The 24273-nt window shown below is 42.4% G+C and carries 28 protein-coding genes; 10 read left to right on the forward strand and 18 right to left on the reverse strand.

Annotated features, from left to right (window positions below):
• Positions 1-7: 7 nt before the first annotated feature.
• Genes rpsR through rpsF form a run of 3 tightly spaced genes read right to left on the reverse strand, consistent with a single transcriptional unit; the run spans position 8 to position 948 of the window.
• Positions 8-235: a 30S ribosomal protein S18 gene (rpsR, locus tag GW828_RS03060; RefSeq protein WP_101085203.1), complete on the reverse strand. Its 228-nt coding sequence runs from the start codon at positions 233-235 to the stop codon at positions 8-10.
• A gap of 12 nt (positions 236-247) precedes the next feature.
• On the reverse strand, positions 248-550 hold the full coding sequence (priB, locus tag GW828_RS03065; protein ID WP_124732151.1) for a primosomal replication protein N: 303 nt from the start codon (positions 548-550) through the stop codon (positions 248-250).
• Between the two features lie 5 nt (positions 551-555).
• Positions 556-948 carry a 30S ribosomal protein S6 gene (gene rpsF, locus GW828_RS03070; protein ID WP_124015053.1) on the reverse strand — a complete coding sequence of 131 codons (393 nt, stop codon included), beginning with the start codon at positions 946-948 and terminating at the stop codon, positions 556-558.
• 216 nt (positions 949-1164) lie between these two features.
• On the opposite strand from rpsF, the gene GW828_RS03075 reads away from it, so the two are divergent.
• The gene (locus tag GW828_RS03075; RefSeq protein ID WP_124015054.1) at positions 1165-1917 is read left to right on the forward strand and encodes a DUF481 domain-containing protein; all 753 of its coding nucleotides are present in this window, start codon (positions 1165-1167) and stop codon (positions 1915-1917) included.
• An 81-nt stretch (positions 1918-1998) separates the two neighbouring features.
• On the forward strand, positions 1999-3420 hold the full coding sequence (locus GW828_RS03080; RefSeq protein WP_182722360.1) for an MFS transporter: 1422 nt from the start codon (positions 1999-2001) through the stop codon (positions 3418-3420).
• A gap of 134 nt (positions 3421-3554) precedes the next feature.
• On the opposite strand, the gene rlmB is transcribed toward GW828_RS03080, so the two are convergent.
• The 8 genes from rlmB to zapE all read right to left on the reverse strand — a co-directional run bounded on the left by rlmB (position 3555) and on the right by zapE (position 11868).
• Positions 3555-4295: a 23S rRNA (guanosine(2251)-2'-O)-methyltransferase RlmB gene (gene rlmB, locus GW828_RS03085; protein ID WP_124015056.1), complete on the reverse strand. Its 741-nt coding sequence runs from the start codon at positions 4293-4295 to the stop codon at positions 3555-3557.
• A gap of 4 nt (positions 4296-4299) precedes the next feature.
• Positions 4300-6783, reverse strand: a complete 2484-nt coding sequence (gene rnr / locus GW828_RS03090) for a ribonuclease R (RefSeq protein WP_182722361.1) — start codon at positions 6781-6783, stop codon at positions 4300-4302.
• A gap of 37 nt (positions 6784-6820) precedes the next feature.
• Positions 6821-7438, reverse strand: a complete 618-nt coding sequence (locus GW828_RS03095) for a tetratricopeptide repeat protein (protein ID WP_165870045.1) — start codon at positions 7436-7438, stop codon at positions 6821-6823.
• 122 nt (positions 7439-7560) lie between these two features.
• Complete coding sequence (locus GW828_RS03100; RefSeq protein ID WP_273057902.1) at positions 7561-8856, reverse strand: adenylosuccinate synthase; 1296 nt, start codon at positions 8854-8856, stop codon at positions 7561-7563.
• 69 nt (positions 8857-8925) lie between these two features.
• Positions 8926-9114, reverse strand: coding sequence for a DUF2065 domain-containing protein (locus GW828_RS03105; RefSeq protein WP_124015060.1), 189 nt, complete (start codon positions 9112-9114; stop codon positions 8926-8928).
• Positions 9115-9653: 539 nt separating this feature from the next.
• Positions 9654-10046 (reverse strand): 30S ribosomal protein S9, encoded by a 393-nt coding sequence (gene rpsI / locus GW828_RS03110; RefSeq protein ID WP_124015061.1) that lies wholly within the window; start codon positions 10044-10046, stop codon positions 9654-9656.
• 17 nt (positions 10047-10063) lie between these two features.
• Complete coding sequence (gene rplM / locus GW828_RS03115) at positions 10064-10492, reverse strand: 50S ribosomal protein L13 (RefSeq protein WP_011638797.1); 429 nt, start codon at positions 10490-10492, stop codon at positions 10064-10066.
• Positions 10493-10755: 263 nt separating this feature from the next.
• Positions 10756-11868, reverse strand: coding sequence for a cell division protein ZapE (gene zapE / locus GW828_RS03120; protein ID WP_273057901.1), 1113 nt, complete (start codon positions 11866-11868; stop codon positions 10756-10758).
• A gap of 343 nt (positions 11869-12211) precedes the next feature.
• On the opposite strand from zapE, the gene degQ reads away from it, so the two are divergent.
• Together degQ and degS are read left to right on the forward strand one after the other, a co-directional pair.
• The gene (degQ, locus tag GW828_RS03125; RefSeq protein ID WP_273057900.1) at positions 12212-13561 is read left to right on the forward strand and encodes a Do family serine endopeptidase DegQ; all 1350 of its coding nucleotides are present in this window, start codon (positions 12212-12214) and stop codon (positions 13559-13561) included.
• Positions 13562-13737: 176 nt separating this feature from the next.
• Positions 13738-14817, forward strand: coding sequence for an outer membrane-stress sensor serine endopeptidase DegS (degS, locus tag GW828_RS03130; RefSeq protein WP_124015064.1), 1080 nt, complete (start codon positions 13738-13740; stop codon positions 14815-14817).
• 90 nt (positions 14818-14907) lie between these two features.
• Here the strand turns inward: degS and murA are convergent, their stop codons facing one another.
• From murA to GW828_RS03165, 7 genes are all read right to left on the reverse strand, one after another.
• Positions 14908-16173 carry a UDP-N-acetylglucosamine 1-carboxyvinyltransferase gene (gene murA / locus GW828_RS03135; protein ID WP_124015065.1) on the reverse strand — a complete coding sequence of 422 codons (1266 nt, stop codon included), beginning with the start codon at positions 16171-16173 and terminating at the stop codon, positions 14908-14910.
• A 15-nt stretch (positions 16174-16188) separates the two neighbouring features.
• A complete protein-coding gene (locus tag GW828_RS03140) occupies positions 16189-16440 on the reverse strand; it encodes a BolA family protein (RefSeq protein ID WP_124015066.1) in 252 nt (83 codons plus the stop codon).
• Between the two features lie 27 nt (positions 16441-16467).
• The gene (locus tag GW828_RS03145; protein WP_182722364.1) at positions 16468-16767 is read right to left on the reverse strand and encodes an STAS domain-containing protein; all 300 of its coding nucleotides are present in this window, start codon (positions 16765-16767) and stop codon (positions 16468-16470) included.
• Positions 16764-17363, reverse strand: coding sequence for an MlaC/ttg2D family ABC transporter substrate-binding protein (locus GW828_RS03150; protein ID WP_273057947.1), 600 nt, complete (start codon positions 17361-17363; stop codon positions 16764-16766). The genes GW828_RS03145 and GW828_RS03150 overlap by 4 nt, the downstream gene beginning before the upstream one ends.
• A 79-nt stretch (positions 17364-17442) precedes the next feature.
• Positions 17443-17916 (reverse strand): outer membrane lipid asymmetry maintenance protein MlaD, encoded by a 474-nt coding sequence (mlaD, locus tag GW828_RS03155; RefSeq protein WP_124015068.1) that lies wholly within the window; start codon positions 17914-17916, stop codon positions 17443-17445.
• Positions 17917-17957: 41 nt separating this feature from the next.
• Positions 17958-18743 carry a lipid asymmetry maintenance ABC transporter permease subunit MlaE gene (gene mlaE / locus GW828_RS03160; protein WP_124015069.1) on the reverse strand — a complete coding sequence of 262 codons (786 nt, stop codon included), beginning with the start codon at positions 18741-18743 and terminating at the stop codon, positions 17958-17960.
• The gene (locus GW828_RS03165) at positions 18730-19554 is read right to left on the reverse strand and encodes an ATP-binding cassette domain-containing protein (RefSeq protein ID WP_124015070.1); all 825 of its coding nucleotides are present in this window, start codon (positions 19552-19554) and stop codon (positions 18730-18732) included. Before GW828_RS03165 ends, mlaE begins: the two co-directional genes overlap by 14 nt.
• Positions 19555-19742: 188 nt before the next feature.
• Between GW828_RS03165 and GW828_RS03170 the strand changes: the two genes are divergently transcribed.
• From GW828_RS03170 to lptB, 6 genes are read left to right on the forward strand one after another with little or no spacing between them, the layout of a single operon-like run.
• On the forward strand, positions 19743-20705 hold the full coding sequence (locus GW828_RS03170) for a calcium/sodium antiporter (RefSeq protein WP_124015071.1): 963 nt from the start codon (positions 19743-19745) through the stop codon (positions 20703-20705).
• Positions 20706-20749: 44 nt separating this feature from the next.
• On the forward strand, positions 20750-21727 hold the full coding sequence (locus GW828_RS03175) for a KpsF/GutQ family sugar-phosphate isomerase (protein WP_124015072.1): 978 nt from the start codon (positions 20750-20752) through the stop codon (positions 21725-21727).
• Between the two features lie 2 nt (positions 21728-21729).
• Positions 21730-22296: a 3-deoxy-manno-octulosonate-8-phosphatase KdsC gene (kdsC, locus tag GW828_RS03180; protein WP_124015073.1), complete on the forward strand. Its 567-nt coding sequence runs from the start codon at positions 21730-21732 to the stop codon at positions 22294-22296.
• The gene (lptC, locus tag GW828_RS03185; protein WP_124015074.1) at positions 22293-22853 is read left to right on the forward strand and encodes an LPS export ABC transporter periplasmic protein LptC; all 561 of its coding nucleotides are present in this window, start codon (positions 22293-22295) and stop codon (positions 22851-22853) included. The genes kdsC and lptC overlap by 4 nt, the downstream gene beginning before the upstream one ends.
• Positions 22840-23421: a lipopolysaccharide transport periplasmic protein LptA gene (lptA, locus tag GW828_RS03190; protein ID WP_124015075.1), complete on the forward strand. Its 582-nt coding sequence runs from the start codon at positions 22840-22842 to the stop codon at positions 23419-23421. Before lptC ends, lptA begins: the two co-directional genes overlap by 14 nt.
• Positions 23418-24149: an LPS export ABC transporter ATP-binding protein gene (gene lptB, locus GW828_RS03195; RefSeq protein WP_124015076.1), complete on the forward strand. Its 732-nt coding sequence runs from the start codon at positions 23418-23420 to the stop codon at positions 24147-24149. The genes lptA and lptB overlap by 4 nt, the downstream gene beginning before the upstream one ends.
• Positions 24150-24273: the final 124 nt, after the last annotated feature.

The following is a 24273-nucleotide window of genomic DNA, read 5'->3' on the forward strand; positions in this document are numbered from 1 at the left end:
TGCAATATTACTGATGTAAATCAGTATATGGCAGTAGAGAAAGATAACGAGCACGCTTGATAGCGCGAGCTAGTTGGCGTTGATATCTAGCACTGGTACCAGTGATACGGCTAGGAACAATCTTGCCGCTTTCAGTGATGTAGTTCTTTAAAGTAACGATATCTTTATAATCAATCTCCACAACACCTTCAGCGGTGAAGCGGCAGAACTTGCGACGACGGAAATAACGTGCCATTTTGACAGTCTCCTAAGTTTTCAATTCGACATTTTCAGCATGCAAGACTAAACGGTTTTGTCCATTTCGCCCTTGTTGTAGTGAAAGAAACCCTTCAACATCAACTTGCACACCTGCTTGTAATTTATTTGCTACGCTATTAAAGCGCGGACCACTTAATATCACTTGGATCAAACAGTAGACGTTTCTCAACATTTCTACTTCTTGCCGCTGTGATTTATGCTCTACCGTTATCACCACATGGGCAATCCCGCTTGGGCTATCTAATCGTCTTGTACGAGTTATCGTGCCAGACAACACTAAGTGATTATTCAAAAAAATTATTCAGCGTTTTCTTCAGCGCTTTCTTCTGCATTACGGTCATCAGAAGGTGAACGACGTGAATCACGTTCGTCTCTTGCTTTTGCCATAGGAGAAGCTTCAGTAACGGCCACTTTAGTGCGCATTACCATGTTACGCAGAACAGCGTCGTTGAAACGGAAAGCTGTTTCTAGTTCTTCGATAGACTCTGCAGATGCTTCTACGTTCAAAAGAACATAGTGAGCTTTATGTAGGTCTTGGATCGGGTAAGCCAATTGACGACGGCCCCAATCTTCTAAACGGTGGATTGTACCATTAGCAGCGGTGATAACACCGGTGTAACGCTCAATCATACCTGGGACTTGTTCACTTTGATCTGGGTGAACCATAAATACGATTTCATAATGACGCATTTATTGCTCCTTACGGTTAAGTAGCCTCTTTTCTGGCTCAGTCAGACCAATGTGGAGGCAAGGAACGAATTAAAGTGACTGATTTGAGCGCGCGATGATACATAAAGTGTACGATAAACTCAAGCACTAACTCACTCTTTTCAGCAATCTTGATTACAGGTATGATGGCCGCAGTCCGAAATACCGCGTTTACGCCATCAAGAATAAAACACTTTAATGATGACCATGAAAAACATAGTAACAACATGCTGCCTCTTTTTATTGTCTGCTCCGGCATGGGCCTTAGTTCCACCTGATTATCAGGAACCACCCAGCAGTTTTAATGCTGAGGTAGAAGCTGGCTTGCAATTAAATAGCGGTAACAACGAAACTAAAAACTTCAACGGTCGAACTTATTTAACTTATGATTCGAAGAACACTAAGCAAGAAGCAACATTAAAGGCCTATTATGCTGCTGATGGTAATGAGTCTACTGCTGAGCGTTACGAATTATACTTACAGTCTAACTACAAGCTAGAGCGCGGTTATATATTTGGCCGTGGTGAATTTACTTGGGATCAATTTGGTTCGTACACTCGAATATCTACTATTTCAACAGGTTATGGTTTTGATTTAATTAAGAACAATAGAACAAAACTGAGCCTTGAAGCTGGTCCGGGTTATCGTTACGACCAACCACAAGGCAGTGTTGCAGAACCCGATCCTGATGCAAACCGCGATATTATTTTACGTTCGGCGGCCAAATACACAGTTAAACTGCAAGAGTACACTAGCTTTAATGCTGATGTGACAGCTGAAACAGGTCAGACTAATAATACCTTAACCCTTGATATGAGTTATAAAAACACCTTTATTCAAGATTGGGCATTTAAAATAGGTATGAACATCAAGTACACTGAAGTGGTTCCTGATGACAGTAAAAATACTGACACCATCACCACATTCAACTTGTTGTATACGTTTCAATAATTATTGACCTTAAATGAAGCGAAACAAGACCATTAATCAATGAGGCAAACGAGGCCTTACTGAAAAAATAAAGGCCAAGTTATGGACAGCCCGCTACGCAGTTTTGCCTCATTATATAGCACCACCTTTTTGATGGTGCTTGCTGCAGGTCTACTGACCACATACTTAGGCCTAAGTCTTACCACAATGCAGGTGCCACAAATATGGATTGGTGGCATGATGTCAGCTTACTATATTGGCCTAGTCTGCGGCTCTAAAGTTGGCCATAAACTGATTGCGCAAGTTGGTCATATTCGTGCTTTTGTTGCCTGTGCGGGCATAGTGACTGCCTCTGCATTGGGTCATGCCCTCATCGATAATTTAGCCATTTGGCTAGTATTGCGCCTCGCAGTAGGTATGGGAATGATGTGCCAATATATGGTATTAGAAAGCTGGCTCAACGAGCAGGCAGAAAACAACCAACGTGGTACTGTTTTTGCGAGCTACATGATCGTATCTTACTTAGCGCTAATGGCTGGGCAAGGAGCCATTAGTTTATATCCCGATTTAGGCTTAGAGCCACTGCTGTTGATTGCCATCTGTTTTGCCTTATGTATCGTACCGATTTCGATCACGCGCAGAATTCACCCCGAACCGTTAACACCAGCCCCATTACAAATGGGACTCTATTGGAAAAGAGCGCCCCAAGCTCTGACAACCATAGCCTTAGGAAGCATGATAGTCGGCTGTTTTTATGGTTTGGCTCCCTCTTATGCCACGGCTAAAGGTATTGATCCTGAGCACGTTGCGCTCTATATGTCGTGTACCATTTTTGCAGGATTGCTAGCCCAATGGCCAATGGGTAAATTATCCGATGTCATCTCTCGTAGCTTATTAATTCGAATTAACTGCGCTTTATTAGGCGTCATAGTGTTGATCATTACGATAATCCCGTTCCACGCAGTGTCTTCGTTAATATTAACCAGCTTATTTGGTATTTTAGCGTTTACCTTGTATCCATTAGCAACTGCATTAGCCAATTCGCGCGTTGAACAACATGAGCGGGTAGGGCTATCTGCCACAATCTTAGTCACCTTTGGTATTGGCGCAAGTATTGGTCCTTTAGTCGCTTCTGGCTTAATGCAAGCATTAGGTGATCAAATGCTATATGGATTTATGGCGATGTGCTCATTCACCTTACTGGCAAGGCTACTGTGGATTAATGTGCGTCAAAAAGCTGAGCAAACAAGTACTGGAGATTACATGATGGCCGGGGGCGACTTAGTCAGCTCGCCATTAGCAGCATCATTTGATCCACGTGTTGACATTGAAATGGTCAACGAACAAATGATCAATCCCGCTGAAGATGCATTCGATGTCCAACCGGAATCAACCAATGATGAGTTTGATGATGCTGATGAGCAAGCTGAATATAATACCTCTTATGCCAGTGTGAGCGAAGAAACCTTGATACCAGAGGAGTTAGATGACGAAGATGTCGATAACGAAATTGGCAGACGCTAATGTTTACTCTGGCTTTGATTGTAAAAGCTAAAGACTGACACCCATCAATAACCCAACACAAGCTGAACTCGAGATAATAAAAAACGGCGATAAATATCGCCGTTTTTTTTATGTCGTTCTACTGCAGGCAATAATTAACCTAAACGCTGCCTGACGGCTTCAAATAAGCATACCCCAGTGGCAACGGACACGTTAAGGCTCGACACACTGCCAGCCATTGGGATTGAAACCAACGAATCGCAGCCTTCGCGTGACAAACGACGCAAACCTTTATCTTCAGCACCCATAGCAATCGCTAGAGGCCCTTTAAGGTCCGCTTGATATACATTACCATCTGCTTCGCCTGCTGTGCCGACAATCCAAACACCTTTGTCTTGAAGATGGCGCATGGTACGAGCAAGATTGGTCACTTGGAATAACGGTACCGTTTCTGCTGCGCCACAAGCCACTTTGCTGACGGTTGAGGTTAATCCAACTGAATTATCTTTAGGTACAATCACCGCATGTACCCCAGCGGCATCAGCATTACGTAAGCAAGCACCAAGATTATGTGGGTCGGTTACACCGTCTAAAATGAGTAAAAAAGGCACTTCTGTTTTATCAAGTAATGCGTCTAAATCAGTTTCTGTCAAAGGTTTTACCGCTTTTACACGCGCGACAATACCTTGGTGTTGTGAGCTACCCGCTTTGTCGTCTAACACTTTACGTGCAGCACGTTGCAATGTAGTACCAAAAGTTGATGCGATATTAATCAATGGCGTTAAGCGTTCGTCATCACGGCCTTGTAACAGCCAAAGTTCAATCACACGTTCAGGGCTATGATTTAATAATGCTTCAACGGCATGAATGCCAAAAATGGTATCTTGTTTTTTCATTTAATTACTTTCTCTTGCTGCGCTTGGCAGGGGTTTTCTTAACGCTAGAATTCGGTTTTGTGGTATCAGCTTTTTGCTCTGCCGCGGTGGACTTCTTTGCCGCCACTGGCTTGCTCGCAGGCGATGACGCTTTATTGCTTGAGCGACGTTTACTGGCCTTAGGCTTATCCGACTTAGATTTGTCTGACTTAGGTTTATCTGTCGACTTACCTTTACGTGCGGCTTTAGCCCCTTCAACATTCACTCGTTCACGAGCCGTTGAAGGCTTGCTGCCTTTACGTGCCGATTTGCCTGCGCCTTTACTATTGTCACCCACCATCAACAAGTCAATTTGACGATCATCAAGATTAACCGCAGCAACCTTAACAGTAACAGCGTCACCCACTTGATACACTTGGCGAGTGTTTTCACCAACCAGTCGTTGACGCATTGGATCGAATTGGTAGTAGTCGCTGGCAAGGCTTGATATGTGCACTAAGCCATCAATAAATAATTCGTTTAATCTAACAAACAGACCAAAGCTGGTGACTGAAGCAATGACGGCATCAAAGGTATCACCGACGTGATCTTGCATGTATTCACATTTTAACCAATCACTGACATCGCGAGTGGCTTCATCTGCGCGGCGCTCGGTGGTTGAACATTCTTCACCTAATAGATCTAACTCTTCAAGCTGATAAAGATAACCGCCATCTTGAGTCCACTTGTCGGTGACATCGCCCTGCTCTTTTGCGAGTAAATACTTAATCACTCGATGTAAAATCAAATCAGGGTAACGACGAATTGGCGAAGTGAAATGCGAATACGCTTCTAATGCTAAACCAAAATGGCCTTCGTTATCTGGGCTGTAGACTGCTTGGCGCATTGAGCGCAATAACATCACCTGAATTAACTCAAAGTCAGGACGGTCAGCAATTTTTAACATCAGATTTTGATAGTCAGTCGGGGTTGGCTCTAAGCCACCGTCCATGCTTAAGCCGCGCTCAGCAAGAAACTCTTTAAAGTTAGCCAGTTTTTGTTCTGACGGCGCTTCATGCACACGATACAGCACCTCACCTTTGTGTTTTTTGACAAACTTTGCCGAAGCCACATTGGCTAAAATCATACATTCTTCAATGATTTTATGCGCTTGGTTGCGGCCTCGTGGGACGATTTTGTCAATTTTACGCTGCTCATTAAAGATGAACTGCGTTTCTAAGGTTTCAAATGCAATAGCACCACGTTCAGCACGACGCTCATCTAAAGTGAGATATAACGACTGCAAACATAATAAATGTGGGAATAGCGCTTCATGCTCAGGGGCTATTGGGCCACCTTCTAGCATGTCAGCAACTTGGGTATAGGTAAAACGAGCATGAGAATGCATTACTGCTGGATAAAACTTGGTGCCCGATAACTTACCCGCTGCAGAAATTGTCATCTCAGCAACCATACATAAACGGTCGACTTTTGGCTTTAATGAACACAAGCCATTAGATATTTTCTCAGGTAGCATAGGAATAACTTGCGACGGGAAATACACCGAATTACCACGTGCACGCGCTTCAGTATCTAATGCTGAATCAGTACGTACATAATGACTCACATCAGCAATCGCCACCCATAAACGCCAGCCGCCACTTGGTTTTGCTTCAGCATATACCGCATCATCAAAATCACGGGCATCTTCGCCATCAATAGTGACCAAGGGTAAATGGCGTAAATCGACGCGACCTAATTTATCTTCTTCGGTGACTTCGTCAGGAATACGTTTGAGTTTTTTCTCAATAATCGCTGACCAAGTGTGGGGTAAATCATAATTACGTAAGGCAATTTCAATTTCCATACCCGGTGCCATGGTCTTACCTAAGACTTCGGTCACTTTCGCTGCCGCTTTAACAAAACGACCAGGGCGACGGGTTAACTCAACCACCACCACATCACCGGCGCGGGCGCCTAGGGTATCTTCACTGGCGATTAATATTTCTTGGGTGATGCGTCTGTCATCTGCAATCACAAAGCCCATACCGGCGTCGACGTGGTAACGGCCAACTAAGGCAGCCGTTCGCTCATGAACTAAGCGCACAATTCGAGCTTCACGACGACCACGACGATCAGTACCCGCTTTTTGTGCTAGCACTTTATCACCATGAAAATACATCAGCATATCGCGATTACTGATAAATAAGTCGTCACCGCCTTCATCAGGCTTAAAGAAGCCAAATCCATCGCGGTGGCCTAAAACGGTACCAGACAATAAATCCATACGCTCAGGTAAGCCATAGCTTTGCCCGCGAGTAAAGACTAGCTGGCCATCACGTTCCATCGCACGTAAACGACGACGAAGTGCTTCTAATGGCACTTCGTCGGTAATGGATAATGCTTCAGCTATTTTATCGCGGGTAACAGGAGACTTTTGGGCACGCAAGTATTCTAAAATATACTCACGGCTAGGAATAGGATTGTCGTACTTGTCTTGTTCTCTCTCAAAATGAGGATCGTTGATCATTCAATTTCCAAATAATTCGCTCCATATTGTGGAGCCTTTAACGTGTGTACAGCTGTGGCTGCTGTGCCCTGGCCACTATACTGGCAGGCATTTTTGCAGCGAGCATCTGTAATAAAGACGAAGCTTTTTTCTGTTGAGCATCGTCATCAAATATACTGTTATATAACCAATGATAGCCAAGTTCGTAATCGGCAGGACTTCCATAGCCTTCACCAAACAAACGAACTAATGTCATTCTTGCGGTTAAATCCCCATTAGCTGCCGCAGGCAACACATATTGCACTGCACGATTGGGATCTTTAACCACTAGTTTACCGCGATAATAATAATCTGCCAATTTTACCATCGCTTCGGCACTGCCTTGCTCGGCAGAAGTTTGCAGCAATGCCATACCGCGTGAAGGATGAGCCTTAACACACACACCGTTATTAAGCATTTCACCCCATAAAAACTGATACATGGGTTGCTGTAATACTTCAGCACGGGCTTCAATATCTTGAACCAACTGACAGTCGTCTGCTTTGACGCGTTGTAAATATTGATTTGAGCGGATGAGCGAAATCAATTGTTGATCGCTATAGATATCGACGGCTTCTGTCACCGCAAATACATTGATGGAAACGACACTCAATAACAATAAACAGATACGCAACATAAGGATTCTCGCTGACACTTTCATGGTTTATCCATCGGCAGTATAGCGTATTTCTTGAGTAGAAACTGTTACAAGCGTTAATTAGGCTCATTAAAAAGGCCGCTTATCGCGGCCTCTTTAGTTTACTTGAACGGACTAACCAAAATCATGGTTTCATTTCTGTCCGGCCCAGTAGAGATAATATCAATAGGCGTCTCTAATAACTCTTCAAGACGTTTGATATAGTTCATTGCCGCGGTAGGCAACTGCTCGATTGATGTAGCACCAAAAGTGTTTTCACTCCAACCAGGCATAGTTTCGTATATTGGCGTAACTAAATCATAACCTTCTGCAGCCAAAGGAGTTACCTTAGAAACTGTTCCATCAGGATATTGATAGCCAACACAGATTTTAACTTCTTTTAGACCGTCTAAAACGTCTAATTTAGTTAAACAAAAACCACTAACGCTATTGATTTGAACCGCACGGCGCATGGCCACTGCATCCAACCAACCTGGACGACGTTTACGACCAGTCGTTGCACCAAACTCTTGGCCTTTCTCACCAATATAATCGCCAATTTCGTTGGCTAATTCTGTTGGGAATGGACCAGCACCGACGCGAGTCGTGTAAGCTTTCATGATGCCTAAAACATAGTCTAAATGACGAGGACCAAAACCTGAACCTGTCGCTACACCGCCAGCTGTTGTGTTTGATGACGTCACGAATGGATAAGTACCGTGGTCGATATCCAATAATGTGCCTTGAGCGCCTTCAAATAGAATCGGCTCACCCGCTTTACGCGCAGCATCAAGCATTTCACTGACATCAGTACACATACTTTTCAGATAATCAGCAATCGCTAATGCATCATCAAGTGTTTGCTTATAATCAACAGCTTCAACTTTGTAATACTCAGTTAGCATGAAGTTATGATATTTCATCACTTCTTTTAACTTAGTTGCGAAAAGTTCTGCATTAAACAAATCACCGATGCGTAAACCGCGACGAGAAACTTTGTCTTCATATGCAGGACCAATACCACGTCCAGTTGTACCAATGGCTTGATTACCGCGCGCTTTCTCGCGAGCAATATCCAATGCACAATGGAACGGAAGGATAAGCGGACATGCTTCAGAAATTAATAAACGCTCTTCTACAGGTACGCCACGTCCTTTGAGCATGTTGATTTCTTTCATCAACGCATCAGGAGCAACAACCACACCATTACCGATAATGCATTTTACGTTATCACGTAAAATCCCAGACGGAATAAGATGAAGAACGGTTTTTTCACCATCAATTACCAAAGTGTGACCAGCATTATGGCCGCCTTGGTAACGAACTACGTATTTTGCCTGTTCTGTTAAAAGGTCGACAATCTTACCTTTGCCTTCGTCACCCCATTGAGTGCCGAGTACGACTACATTTTTGCCCATTATTAGCTGCAACGTCTTGTGGTATAAAATAGAATTTTAACAGGTTTTAGGGGGTTATAGGCAAGTATTTTATTGAAAAATGATCAATAAAACGGCTCCTGTTGTTACTAAGCAGCCACCTAAGCGTCTGAGAACATTTTGCTTTTGTGTCGAAAGCTCTAATAAATATTTTTGCCACTTGTTAGGAAAAAGTAATGGACCTAGCCCTTCAAGGATTAAAACTAACCCAAATGCACTCATTAATAACGGTATATTCATGTTTTAGCCTCTCTTTTATTGAGCCTTATTATATTCAATATCTGCTTGATTAGCCTAAGAAGACGTTAAGCATGATTGGCAACTGCGTTTAATCTGCCTTATAAATACATTACCTTAATACGCCAAGTCCCTTACTGTCTTAAATCAAAACGTTCAATCTAGTGAGCACTATTAGTAGTACATCTTTATTCAATGCATTTCGACCTTATAAGTCACAAGCTTGTAAACCTCATGCCTAATACCTAATGCCAAAAAAGTTAACCTGAACGGGAAATAAGCGCTGGTATAAGAGATGAAACTAAGTAAGGTAAAATAACCACTTTCGGCCTATGTCATATCAAACTTGCGACTTGTTTTACGGGTAAGGAGAAGTGACTTATTCCAGACTCGGTTAATATCCAGTGTATTAAGAGCTGAACTCGCAGGACAAAAGAGCGCTTGATAGCTGCTGATGAATAAAATTGCTGCAGTGTAAAGTGATAAAATTTAGGCAATAAAAAACCCAGCATAAGCTGGGTTTTTTGAATCCAAAAAACGAATTAACGCTTAGAGAATTGTGGCTTACGACGTGCTTTACGTAGACCAACTTTCTTACGTTCAACTTTACGAGCATCACGGGTAACAAAACCAGCGGTACGTAGAGTAGGACGTAAAGCTTCGTCTAGTTGCAATAGTGCACGGGTAATACCGTGACGAATTGCACCAGCTTGGCCAGTAGTACCACCGCCCTTAACTGTTACATAGATGTCTAATTTATCAGTCATTTCAACTAATTCTAATGGTTGACGAACAACCATACGAGCAGTTTCACGACCAAAATAAACATCCAAAGGACGTTGGTTTACAACGATATTGCCACTACCTGCTTTAGCGAAAACGCGAGCTGTAGATGTTTTGCGACGGCCAGTGCCGTAGTACTGAGTTGCAGACATTTGCTTACTCCTCCCGTTTAGATATCAAGAACTTGTGGTTGTTGTGCAGCGTGGTTATGTTCTGTGCCAGCATAAACTTTAAGTTTACGGAACATGGCACGGCCCAAAGGACCTTTTGGTAACATACCCTTAACTGCTTTCTCGATGATCATTTCAGGCTTATGAGCTTGAAGCTTCTCAAAGCTGATTTGCTTAATGCCACCAATGAAGCCTGAATGAGAGTAGTAGATCTTACCGGCTGCTTTATTACCAGTTACAGTCACTTTTTCAGCATTGATAACGATGATGTAATCACCGGTGTCAACGTGTGGAGTGTATTCTGGCTTATGCTTGCCACGTAAGCGAGTTGCGATTTCAGTTGCGATACGGCCTAAAGTTTTGCCTTCAGCGTCAACAACAAACCAGTCACGAGTTACAGTTTCTGGTGTAGCAGTAAAAGTCTTCATTATTACAAAAACCCAAAGTTAATTTTCTGTCTCACATGCCGACTGCAGGTTGCAATCAACACAAAATTACCGATTCTTGCCCCTTCGAACATGAATATTGGCTTACAACTTCCGCCCAAATTGGCGGATTAACGCGGGCAGGTCGCAGATTATACGCAAAGCCACAGCAAAGATCACCTGATTTCTGATAATATTTTAAATAAACTGCTCTATTTCGGCTGAATAATTAACCGCCTGCTTTTTTTAAAAATCTCACTGCTAGCCTATGGTAAATGTTCCAGCGCCAGATACTCTCTCGATTGCATTTCAATCAGTCTTGAGCGACAACGTCTGAACTCAAACGTTAACTGGCCATCGGTATAAATCTGCTCTAATTCCACTTGCGCAGAAATAATCAATTTCACATTTCGCTCGTAAAACTCATCAACCATGGCTAAAAAGCGTCTGGCAATATCATCACCAGTTTGCTGTGAACCCATTTGCTCTAATCCACTCAGCAGCACAGTATGATAAAGGCATGCCATTTCCATGTAATCTCGCTGTGAACGAGGGCCATCGCAGAGATCACGAAAATTAATTAACAGAACACCTTGTGACTGTTGACGAATGCGAATGGCACGGCCATCAATTTCTATCGGGGAGGTCAGTCTTTCTGATTCGGTTGCGAGTTGATCAAAGTAATGCAACAAGTTGATGTCTGCTTGTTCATCGAGTGGATGATGATAAATCTCAGCCTGCTCTAAGGTGCGAAGACGGTAATCGATACCTGAATCGACATTGAGAATTTCACATTGTTGATTAATCAACGCAATCGCAGGTAAAAAACGCGCTCGCTGTAAACCGTTTTTATATAATTCATCGGGGATGATGTTTGAGGTAGCCACGAGTGCAACCCCTTCTTTGAACAATGCTTGAAATAGAGTCCCCAACAACATGGCATCGGTAATATCTGAGACAAAAAACTCATCAAAACAAATAATTTTATATTGCGACGCCATCTTCTTGGCTATAGACAATAGCGGATCTTGTACACCTTTTAACTCGCCTAAGTCATGATGGATTTGATGCATAAACCGATGAAAATGAGCTCGTAGTTTTTGCTCAATAGGCAATGAATCAAAAAAAGTATCCATTAAATAGGTTTTGCCTCGACCAACGCCGCCCCATAAATACAAGCCTTTTACCGCTGCTGGTGTTGATTTAACCCTAACGGCAGCAAACAATTTATTAATACCAGATATCGGCTTAACCGCGACCATTAATTCATCGTAAACGCGTTGTAATGATTTTACCGCTTTTTCTTGTGCGGCATCATGTGAAAAATCTTCTCGGGTAAGGTCTTGCTGATAATGCTGCCAAGGGGTTAACTGCGACACGATTACGACTCTCTTACATCAAATAATTGCTGCGAATAATAACATTAAACAACAAATACGAGTAATGGCTTCAAAGGATCAAATTAACCTTTGTTAATAAAAATGCAACTAACCAGATGAGCACTACTCTGATTGATTATCGTCAACTGACTTATTTTTTACTTACTTGTTATTGCAAACGAACTGATTAGCTCACCATTTCAAAACGGGCTCGCAACAGCACTAATATAAATGATTAACGATATTTAACTTTAAAATAATGCCCTCAAGCCACATATTTTATGTCATCAAACCACATATTTTAATGTCATAAAGCTTGAATGCATACAGGAGCTATCCATAGATGAAAACCAAATTAAGTTTACTTTCTGCTGCGTTATTAACGGCATCGTTAGCCATAGCACCAACACTATCGCTCGCTGCCATTCCACAAGCGGTTGACGGCCAAGCTATTCCTAGTTTAGCGCCAATGCTAGAACGCACTACACCTGCGGTGGTATCAGTAGCAGTATCTGGTACTCAAGTATCAAAACAACGCGTCCCTGATGTATTTCGCTACTTCTTTGGTCCAAACGCTCCACAAGAACAAGTTCAAGAACGTCCTTTTAGAGGGTTAGGTTCAGGGGTCATTATCGATGCTGATAAAGGCTATATCATTACTAATAACCACGTTATTAACGGTGCAGACGATATTAAAGTCGGTTTACATGATGGTCGCGAAGTCACGGCTAAACTCATTGGCGCAGATAAAGAGTCTGATATTGCCCTGCTGCAAATTGAAGCGAAAAACTTAGTCGCGATTAAGCAAACTGATTCTGACGACATCCGCGTTGGTGATTTTGCAGTTGCCATCGGTAACCCATTTGGGCTTGGCCAAACCGTAACGTCAGGAATAGTCAGCGCACTCGGCCGCAGTGGTTTAGGCATTGAAATGCTAGAAAACTTTATCCAAACTGATGCCGCGATAAATAGTGGTAACTCTGGCGGTGCATTAGTTAACTTAAAAGGTGAACTCATCGGTATTAATACCGCGATTGTCGCCCCAAATGGCGGTAACGTTGGTATTGGTTTCGCTATCCCAGCCAATATGGTTAACAACCTTGTTGAACAGATTATTGAGCACGGTGAAGTACGACGCGGCGTATTAGGGGTATCAGGTCGCGATCTTGATAATGAACTTGCCAAAGCGTTTGGTTTAGATACCCAGCACGGCGGTTTCGTTAATGAAGTGATGCCAAAAAGTGCTGCAGATAAAGCAGGATTAAAAGCGGGTGATATTATTGTCAGCCTCAATGGGCGGAGTATTAAAACCTTCCAGGAATTACGCGCAAAAGTAGCCACTATGGGTGCTGGTGCCGAGGTTGAATTCGGAATTATTCGTGACGGCAATACGAAGAAGATTAAAGCGACACTAGGTGAAGCAGACAAAGTTGAGGCTGAAGCCGGTAGCGTACATCCTATGTTACAAGGCGCGACACTTGAGGACAGTAAAAAAGGTATTGAGATCACTGATATTGCTCAGGGTTCACCAGCAGCAATGAGTGGCTTAGTCAAAGGAGACTTAATTGTGGGGCTTAATCGCAGTAAAGTGACTAGCCTTAAAGCATTAAAAGAAATGCTAAAAGACAATAAAAACTCTGTGGCACTGAAGATATTACGTGACAATAACTTACTCTACCTTGTTTTACGCTAATACAGTTGACGCTAACATAGTTGGCACTTAATTTACCTCATCACAGCTATAAGAATCATCAGGTTATAGTCTGTGATACCCGTTCAAGAATGAAGCATCGGCCAACTTTTGGTCGGTGCTTATTTATTTGAGCTATGTTAATATAACAGCCATTTTTTTTAACAATTATTCAAGCCATGAACCTAAAAGACACTTGCATCTATATAACTAAAGCTGTGGTATTTGGTCTAATTATGGCTGCTGTTTTTTTAGCCATAACAGCGTTAATGCAAAATTCCTCATTCAACAATAGCCTCACAAATGTCAGCAATAGTGGCTCAGAATTATCTTTCGCTAAAGCCGTTCGTCGAGCCGCACCTGCAGTAGCCAATATTTATAGCCTTAGCATTGATCAACGTAATCCGCTCAATTCAAGCTCACTTCAAGGCCTTGGCTCTGGCGTGATAATGAGTAAAGAAGGCTATGTGCTCACAAATTATCATGTGATAAAAAAAGCCGACGAGATTGTTATTGCGCTACAAGATGGGCGTAAATTTACTGCTGAAGTAGTTGGTTCTGATCAAGAGACAGATTTAGCAGTACTTAAAATTGAAGGCGATAATTTACCTATAGTACCGATTAATCTCGATAAACTAGCCCAAGTAGGCGATGTGGTGCTAGCCATTGGTAATCCATACAATATTGGCCAAACAATTACTCAGGGTATTATTAGTGCAACAGGACGTAATGGCTTAAGTTCAGGTTACCTCGACTTCTTGCAAACAGACGCAGCCATTAATGCTGGTAACTCAGGCGGAGCACTAATCGATACTGGCGGTGAATTAATCGGTATCAATACCGCGGCATTCCAAGTGGGTAATGATAGTGGCGGCAATGGGATTAGTTTTGCTATCCCCATTAAGTTAGCCCACAGCATTATGGATAAATTGATTAAACATGGCCGAGTTATCCGTGGTGCTTTAGGTATTTCAGGTGAACCACTTAATCCGGTAATGGCACAGATACTCAACCTGCCCGATTTAAAAGGTGTGTTAGTGACGGGTATCGATCCTGACGGACCAGCGGCTCGTGCGCGCTTAACGCCAAGAGATGTCATTACCCAATATAATGATGAAGATGTCCCGGGGGTTGAAATGTTGATGGACAGAATTGCAGAGACCCCCCCAGGAACTAAAGTCAACATGACCATTATACGTGAGGGTAAGCGTCAAATACTGCCAGTCATTATTGCAGAAAAAGCCACAGCGCCTGAGTAAGACCTACTACTAATTAAATCAACGTTATAAAAAAGCCATTCATTTGAATGGCTTTTTTATGAGGTATTTTCTGCTGAGAGCGAGATAAACCTAAGAGTTCTTCACGCGAACAACTTCAGCACCTAAACCTTGAAACTTGGCTTCAATATGCTCGTAACCACGGTCAAGGTGATATATACGATCGACTGTAGTTAAGCCATCAGCCATTAAGCCTGCAATCACTAAGCTGGCAGAGGCGCGTAAATCTGTCGCCATCACTTGGGCACCGTTTAAACGCTCAGTACCATGGATGATACAAGTATTACCTTCTTGCTCTATGTCTGCGCCCATGCGGCTTAATTCAGGAACGTGCATGAAGCGATTCTCAAAGATAGTTTCAGTAACACGACCTGTGCCTTGAGCAAGTGCATTCAACACACAAAATTGCGCTTGCATATCGGTTGGAAACGCAGGATAAGGTGCGGTTTTAATATTAACAGACTTTGGACGTTGGCCTTTCATATCAAGCTCAATCCAATCTTCGCCAGTTGTGATCTCAGCACCGGCATCTTCAAGCTTAGATAATACCGCTTCTAAGGTTTTAGGATCGGCTGATACACAACGAATCTTACCGCGAGTGACGGCTGCGGCAACCAAGAATGAACCGGTTTCGATACGATCTGGCATGACGCGGTATTCACAACCCGATAGACGTTCCACACCTTCAATCGTTAACGTGGCAGAACCAACACCAGTGATTTTTGCTCCCATGGCAATTAAGCAATGAGCTAAGTCAGTCACTTCAGGTTCACGGGCCGCATTTTCAATGACTGTCGTGCCATCAGCTAATGCTGCAGCCATCAGCAAATTTTCTGTTGCACCGACACTGACCATATCCATAAAGATATGAGCGCCTTTTAAACGGCCATCAACACGCGCTTTAATGTAGCCTTCCTTGACTTCAATTTTGGCACCCATTAACTCTAAGCCATGTAAATGCAGGTTCACCGGACGAGCACCAATGGCACAACCGCCAGGTAAAGAAACATCTGCAGTACCATAACGGGCAAGCAGTGGGCCTAAAATAAGAATCGATGCACGCATTGTTTTGACTAAGTCATAAGGTGCGCAATATTCGTTTAAGTTAGAGGTAGAAATACGAATGCGGCTACCGCCGAGGTCTTCAACTTCGGCACCTAAACAACGTAATAATTCACAACTGGTGATCACGTCGCGTAAGTTGGGAACATTTGAGACAATAAAATCTGTTTCGGCTAATACGCCAGCCATTAAAATGGGGAGTGCCGCATTTTTTGCACCAGAGATCACGACTTCACCAGCTAAAGGCTTGCTGGCTTTAATAGTTAATTTATCCACTGTGAATCTCTGTTGTTACATATTGAAAAGTTTTTCACGCTTCCACTGAGTCGGCGTAAAAGTTTTAATTGTTAACGCATGCAATTCACCACTGGCAATCTGCTCAGCTAAAGGACTGTAAATTGCTTGTTGTTGTTTTACCCGGCTCATACCATCAAAACACTCACCTACGGCGACGACTTTGTAGTGACTGCCATCAGAGGTAACGTGCGCTTCAGTGAGCGACAACGCCTCGGTTAAAATTTGTTCTATAACATTGCATTCCATGGAATCAATTACCTTTACTATTCGTTTCTATTTTTGGCTGAAAAAAGCATCTAAATCATAAAGCTCAATCATTTTTTTGAGCTGTTCACTTGGATTAACCAACTGATGTATTACACTTGTTTCTGGGCTACTTGTCGCATGTAGTTTGATTAACGCTAATAACAGTGCAACACCCGCACTGTCGACGTATTCTAATGCTGATAAGTCTACCACTTGAGTTGATGCAGTAAACAATTCATGGCGTTTTGGCCACAATTGTTTTACTTCATCTTGGGTTAAGCGACCGCTGACGATGCAACGTTGATCTTGTTGATTAAAGGTAATCACGCAGCTGCAGCTTCTTTTGCTGGTTGGCGATCAATAGTCTGTTGGGTTTTATCATTCAGCATGGTAATCACCGCTTCAATACCTTGCTGGCGGATTAAATTAGAGATTTCAGACTGTTTAGAAGCCAATAAACTCACACCTTCTGCCACTAAATCGAACGCTTTCCACGTATCGTCTTTTAAACGACGCGCTTTAAATTGAATTTTAATCGGTGGACGACCTTGCTCAAGGATTTGAACATTCACTTCAACTATTTTTTCATTGCTGAAATCACTCGGCGGGTCAAAAGCCACTTTTTGATCAGTATATTCGGTTAATGCTTGTGCATAGGTTGCCACTAAATAGCCTTCAAAGGCATCCACAAAACGATTACGTTGATCGACGGTCGTATCACTTAAATACTGCCCCATCACTTTATAAGCAGCATATTTATAATCGACGTAAGGCATAAGCTCTTCACGAACAATAACTTTTAAATGACTTAAATCATCATTAATTAAGGCTTTATCTGCTTTAAAACGATCAAAAGTCATATTGGCGACTTGTTTGATCATCTCATAAGGATCACGGGTATTGACCTCATCATTAGCAGCCATTGCACCTTGGCTGATAACCGCACTGCCTATTAGGCATAGCGCTATAACATGATTAAAAAATGTTTTCATAATTGGGATCCTATTTATCTTTAGATGACATGCTATATAAAAGCTGACCAATTAAATCTTCTAAAATCAATGCACCACGTGTGTCATGTACTTTATCGCCATCGGCAAGCATCGAAATATCATCGTCCATAAACCCAGGCGTTAAACCAATAAATTGCTCGCCAAGGAGTCCTGAAGTCAAAATAGCTAAGCTGCTTGTTTCCGGAAATTGATCAAAGCGCTTATCCATTGTTAATGTCACTATTGGCACCAACTTATGGGTATCGAGAGTAATATTGGTTACACGACCAACCACCACACCACCCACTTTTACTGGCGAACGTACTTTTAAGCCGCCAATATTATTAAATTCAGCGACCAAGTTGTAAGTCTGGTCATTAGACTTGACTTGAACATTAGCAACATTGAATACTAAGATGCAAAAAGCCAACAAACCTGACAATAAAAACACGCCTACCAATAACTCTATTTTCCGTGTCAACATACTATTAAACCACTTAAATTAATCTAAACAATGAAAAAATCTTAATTTCCAAACATGATTGCCGTAAGCAAAAAGTCCAGCGCTAGAACAGCTAAGCTTGCCTGCACAACAGTTGAAGTTGTCGCACGGCTGATACCTTCTGGATTAGGTTGGACTTCATAACCTCTGTACAAGGCAATCCATGTCACCACCACACCAAAAATAGTACTTTTAATCAAACAATTAACTATGTCTTGTCGCCATTCAACCGATGCTTGAAGAATAGACCAAAATGCACCACTATCAATACCTTTCCATTCTACACCGACTAAATGACCACCAAAAATACCGACTAAACTAAACATTAACGCTAGCAATGGCATGCTGATGACGCCTGCCCAAAAACGCGGTGCAATGATTTGTCTTAACGGATCTATCGCCATCATTTCTAGACTCGACAACTGCTCAGTCGATTTCATTAAGCCAATTTCAGCCGTTAAAGCAGAACCTGCTCGGCCAGCAAATAATAACGCGGCAACCACTGGCCCGAGTTCACGTAATAAGCTTAGTGCCACCATAGGCCCTAAGCTTTCTTCAGTACCAAACCCAACAAGAATATTGTACCCCTGTAGCGCTAATACCATGCCAATGAACAAGCCAGACACTAAAATGATCACCATGGAACGGACACCAAGCACATAAACTTGTCTAACCAGAAGTGGCATACCTTTTTTAAAATTAGGCACACGTACAATCGCGCGCCATAACATAATGCCCGCTCGGCCATAGCCCAACACTATTTGCAGTGCATATTTGCCGATATCGGCAATATAATCAGTTGCGCCCACGAAGTAGCTCCTCTTGATAATCCTCTGCAGGATAATGAAATGGCACTGGGCCATCTGGCGCGCCTTGAATAAACTGAACTAGTTGTGGATTATCAGATTGACGTAATTGCTCTGGTGTACCATGAGCAATGACTTTTTTGTCTGCAATCACATAAACATAATCTGCTATACCCAATACTTCATCAACATCGTGAGACACAACCACCGAAGTGAGTTTTAATGAGTCCGACAACTCACGAATAAGTTTAACTAACATACCCATGGAAATTGGGTCTTGTCCTGCAAATGGCTCATCATACATCACCATTTCAGGTTCAAGCGCAATCGCCCGAGCTAATGCGGCCCTTCGCTGCATGCCACCAGATAACTCGTTTGGCATCATATATGCTGCGCCGCGAAGACCGACAGCTTGCAGCTTCATCAATACAATTGAACGGATAACATCTTCTGGAAGTCCAGAATGTTCTCTCAAGGCAAAGGCCACATTATCGAATACGTTAAGATCGGTAAATAATGCACCACTTTGAAATAGCATGCTCATGCGCTTTCGCAGTTGAAAAAGATCCTTACGCTTAAGCTGATGTATATCATGGCCATCGAACAATACTTGCCCGCTATCGGGAATTAGCTGCCCACCAATTAATTTTAATAGGGTCGTTTTACCAATACCACTAGGCCCCATGATTGCTGTTACTTTACCTTTGGGGATCGACAAAGAAATATCTTCATAGATAACGCGCGAACCATGACTAAAGGCCAAATGGTTAACTTCGACCAAAGGTTTATTATTCGATTTACTCATATCAGACATTGGCGTTGAGGAGATAACAGCCTTCCTTGCATTAAGTTTAAGCGCAAATTGTACTGTAATTGTCGATTAAGCGACAACTATATCCATATAAGCACATATGATTGTCAGTACAATTACTGGGCAATGCTTTCAATTTGATACAAATCCAGCGAAAATGCTCATCAATTAATTACCACTATCGGAATCACATGCTAGTTAATATCCTAATGTTAGTCGTCGGCCTTGCAGTTTTAGTCTGGAGTGCGGATAGATTTGTTTATGGCGCTGCCGCATTTGCGCGTAATTTAGGCTTACCTCCCATGTTAATTGGACTCACTATTGTTGCGATGGGGAGTTCTGCTCCTGAAATGTTTGTTGCTGCCACAGCCTCAATGGATGGCATGCGTGACACCGCGATTGGTAATGTCCTAGGTTCTAACATAGCTAACATTACCTTAATTTTAGGATTAACCGCATTACTGGGTGCGATTAGTGTAGGCTCACAAACCTTAAAACGTGAAATACCTATTATGCTCGCAGCTACTGTATTTGCAGGCTTTACCTTGCATGATAATGTATTAACACGAGTAGAAGGTATCATGCTGCTTGTAACCCTTTTAGGGTTAATGGGATATTTTATTTGGCAAGCAACTCATGACAAAACCACCGACAGCTTAGATACTGAAATGGACTCTGAGATCCCTAAAGATGTACCAACCTTTCATGCTATCATTTGGCTTACAGTCGGTATTATATTACTCCCGCTATCAGCTGGTTGGATGGTTGATGGTGCCGTGGGTATTGCAAAGTTTTATGGTTTGTCCGATCTTGTCATCGGTTTAACCATTATTGCAGTAGGGACAAGCCTACCAGAATTAGCAGCCTGCATTGCTGGCGTGTTAAAAAAAGAACACGATCTTGTCATTGGTAATATCGTTGGATCGAACTTATTTAATATTCTTGCTGTGTTGGCATTGCCAGGGTTAATTTCCCCCGGGGAAATCGATACATCGGCCAGCGGCAGAGACTTCTACATGGTATTAGGCACCAGTGCAGCATTAGCCGTTTTAGTATTATCCAGTGGCGCTAAGCAACAACTGACTCGTTGGCATGGCACACTATTATTAATCACCTTTATCGCGTACCAAGTGATTGTATTTCAGTCTCACTAGATTGGGGCATGAAGGTAAAGTATTCAGCTAAAAGAGAGAACCGTATGGTAAATCAAACTCAATTTCGTCAGTGGGGCCGTAAAGTCATTGATATTGAAAAGGCTGCCCTAGATAATTTATATCAATATGTAGACTCAGTTGAGTTTGGTCAAGCATGTGAACTCATCTTGCAGTGCAAAGGCAAAGTGATTGTTATGGGCATGGGGAAATCGGGGCATATTGGTAATAAAATATCCGCGACCTTTGCCAGCACAGGTACACCGGCATTTTTTGTTCATCCAGGTGAAGCAAGTCATGGTGATTTAGGCGCATTGGCTAAAAACGATATTGTGCTTGCCATTTCTAATTCAGGTGAATCGAGTGAAATACTGACATTAATGCCAGTAATACAGCGAATGGGCGTACCGGTTATCGCAGTAACAGGTAAACCAGACTCTAATATGGCGCGTTTATCTAAAATCCATTTGTGCATTGAAGTACAAGAAGAAGCATGCCCGTTAGGATTGGCACCAACCTCGAGTACCACAGCAACTTTAGCAATGGGTGATGCATTAGCCATTGCCTTATTGCAAGCCAAAGGCTTTACTCGAGATGATTTTGCTTTGTCACACCCTGGTGGATCTCTGGGACGAAAATTATTATTAAAAGTCGATGATGTTATGCATAAAGGCGATGATTTACCCATAGTGCATAATGATATTTGTATTACTGAAACGCTGTATGAAATATCCAAAAAAGGCCTTGGTATGACAGCTGTTGTCGACAGCGAAACAACACTGGTTGGTATTTTTACTGATGGCGATTTGCGCCGAGTTATCGACGCAGAAGTCAACCTTCGCACCACTCCGATAGCTCAGGTAATGACCCAGAATTGTGTCACCTGCCCTAGCGGTATTCTAGCGGCACAAGCACTGCAAATTATGGATGAAAAAAGTATCAACGGACTGATTGTAGTCAATGAAAAACATCAACCGATCGGGGCATTAAACATGCTCGATATGGTTAAAGCGGGAGTCATTTAATCATGTCAGAATCAACCACCAGCCACCAAGGATTTTACGGCCCTATCAGCAATGATATTTGGCAACGCGCTCAAAAAATCAAACTGTTAATCTGTGATGTCGATGGGGTATTTTCAGATGGTCGAATTTATCTCAGTAACGCTGGCGAAGAACTCAAAGCGTTTCATACTCGCGATGGTTATGGTGTTCGATCTATCCTGACAAGCGGAATGCACGTTGCCGTCATTACTGGCCGCAAATCAAAGATTGTCGAAACTCGCATGACCGCGTTAGGTATTAAACATATTTATCAAGGTATTGATAACAAGTTTGAGCCATTTGAACAACTCCTATCACTGTATAATGTCAGCGCAGACGAAGTCGCTTATATTGGCGATGATATGGTAGATCTCCCAGTTATGAAAGCAGTTGGTCTTGCCGTGTGTGTCGGTGACGGGCACCCATTTGTTAAGCAACATTGCCATATGACCACCTCTCTTAATGGTGGCCATGGCGCGTTACGAGAACTCACTGATTTACTGCTTTTAAGCCAAGATAAATTTGCCAGTGCTCATGGTATGAGTATATGAATAGAATCACTCTAGGTATTGTGGCTTTTTTTGGACTTGCTTTTTTCCTCTACTGGCAAGCGCAAATAAAACGCAGTGAAATGGATGCTGTGAAAGTTCGTGGTATTGAACGTCCAGACTTTGTAGCGGATAACCTACGCACCACAGAATTTAATAAACTCGGTTTAATTGCTAGTCGAGTCAGTGCCGAACACATGGAGCATTACGCCTCAAGTGACATTACTCACTTTACTAAACCTGTTTACCTCATTTACCCTGAAAACGGCCAAGCGCAATGGCAATTAAGCGCAGATAGAGGCCAATTGAATAAAAATACCAGCCAAGTCATATTAGAAAATAATGTTATTATTGATGCCATTAATATAGAAGAACCCCTGCAGTCACTCAGTACCCAAGCTGTTTCGGTGGATTTAACCACTATGATCGGCACCTCACAAGAGATGGTGTACATCAAAGGTAAAGGGTTTATTATTCAAGGTTTAGGTCTACATGCTGACTTGAATTCGCAAAAATTATCGCTACTCAGCCAGGTAGAAGGAACATATGAGCCACATTAATCGCCTCAACACTCACGCCAATGTTATGTTATTTGGCAGCATATTTTGCCTGCTGAGTTTACCTACCATAGCGAAACAAGGTGATCTTCAACAAGAGTTGAAAATTGCCTCAGTAAGCCAGTCTGCTGACATTAAAAATAATCAAATTGTTTTTAATGGTCCTGTTACCGTTACTCAAGGCACTATTAACATTAATGCTGATGAGTTACGGGCGTTTACTCCCGAAAACAGTACCAGTAAAAAACTCATCGCTATAGGTAACCCTGCAACGTTTTCACAAGAGTTAGACGACGGTCAAATTGGTACCGCCAGTGCCAACGAAATAAGCTATGATCTTGCTACCACTACACTGACATTGACAGGTAATGCCAAACTGGATCAATCTGGTAGCCAAGTAACCGGTAACCGTATTAAGTACAACATTAACGCTCAAGAGCTGATTGCTGAAAGTACTGGTACAGGGAAAGATCGCGTTATTACTATTATTCAACCTGAGAATTTCCAAGACGAGACTGCACCAAAGCAAAAGCTCCCTGAAATTCCTGTTAAAAAGCAGATCAAACCATGACCCAAATAACCCTAACGGCTGAAAATTTAGCTAAAAGCTATAAAACTCGTCAGGTTGTTAAAGATGTGAGTTTAACCGTTAAAACAGGCCAAATTGTTGGTCTTTTAGGCCCCAATGGTGCAGGTAAAACAACCACGTTTTATATGGTTGTCGGCTTAGTGCAAAGCGATAAAGGTCGGATCTTAATTGATGATGACGATTTAACCGCCGACCCAATGCATCTTAGAGCTCGCAAAGGGATTGGTTACTTGCCGCAAGAAGCCAGTATTTTTCGCAAACTGACCGTATACGACAATATTATGGCCGTATTGCAGACTCGCAAAGAACTCACTACCGACCAACGGATTGAGCAAGTAGAGCATTTACTAGAAGAATTCCATATCACCCATATTCGCGACAGCCAAGGCATGTCGTTGTCTGGTGGGGAACGTCGTCGAGTAGAGATAGCGCGCGCGCTGGCCGCTAATCCTAAATTTATTTTGCTCGATGAGCCTTTTGCGGGGGTTGACCCTATTTCTGTCATCGACATAAAAAAAATCATTCAACAGCTTAAAAACCGCGGCTTAGGGGTATTAATTACCGATCATAACGTACGTGAAACCTTAGACGTCTGTGAGCGCGCTTATATTGTCAGCCAGGGCAATTTAATTGCCGAAGGCACACCTGATGAGATATTGAGTAATCAACAAGTTCGGGCTGTGTACTTAGGTGAACAATTCAAGCTATAGTTACTTTACTGGCCTTTTAGTCTATCTAACTCATTTCATTGAACGATATCTAAATAGCGTTAAATGTCATTGATGTATGTGACAATCGATTACAGTTTTCGAGATTGTCATTTTTATGGAAATC

It is taken from the genome of Shewanella vesiculosa, from assembly GCF_009994065.1.
GTDB lineage: Bacteria > Pseudomonadota > Gammaproteobacteria > Enterobacterales > Shewanellaceae > Shewanella > Shewanella vesiculosa.